Source organism: Streptomyces sp. 4F14, assembly GCF_048159485.1.
In the GTDB taxonomy this organism is placed as follows: domain Bacteria; phylum Actinomycetota; class Actinomycetes; order Streptomycetales; family Streptomycetaceae; genus Streptomyces.
This window is the reverse complement of record NZ_JBLRVY010000359.1, coordinates 1-324: the sequence shown is the minus strand read 5'-3', so window position 1 is coordinate 324 and position 324 is coordinate 1. Positions and strand designations below refer to the sequence as shown.

At 74.1% G+C, this 324-nt stretch carries 1 protein-coding gene; it reads left to right on the top strand.

Annotated elements, in window-relative coordinates:
* Positions 1-324, top strand: a 324-nt coding sequence (locus ACLZOT_RS51105) for a PfkB family carbohydrate kinase (protein WP_416976131.1), incomplete at both ends; no start/stop codon positions are given.

The following is a 324-nucleotide window of genomic DNA, read 5'->3' as shown; positions in this document are numbered from 1 at the left end:
AACCTCCGCCCCGCCCGAGACGCCGAGCACCTTCGCCCCCGCCCTGACCGTGGACGTCGTGTCAACCATCGGTGCCGGTGACGCCTTCGCCGCAGGGTTCCTCTCCGCCCCCCTCCGCGGACTGCCCGTACGAGAGGCCCTCCGCCACGGCCACCTCTGGGCGGCCGCCACCCTCACCACCCCCGGCGACCTCGCCCCACCCCCCGCCCGCGACACCGCCGACCGCCTGGTCGCCCTCGATGACGCCGCGTGGGAGAAACTTCGACTCGGCCCCGGCTGGACGCAAGCCGCAGAACGGGCCGACGAGGAGGTACGTACGTCATG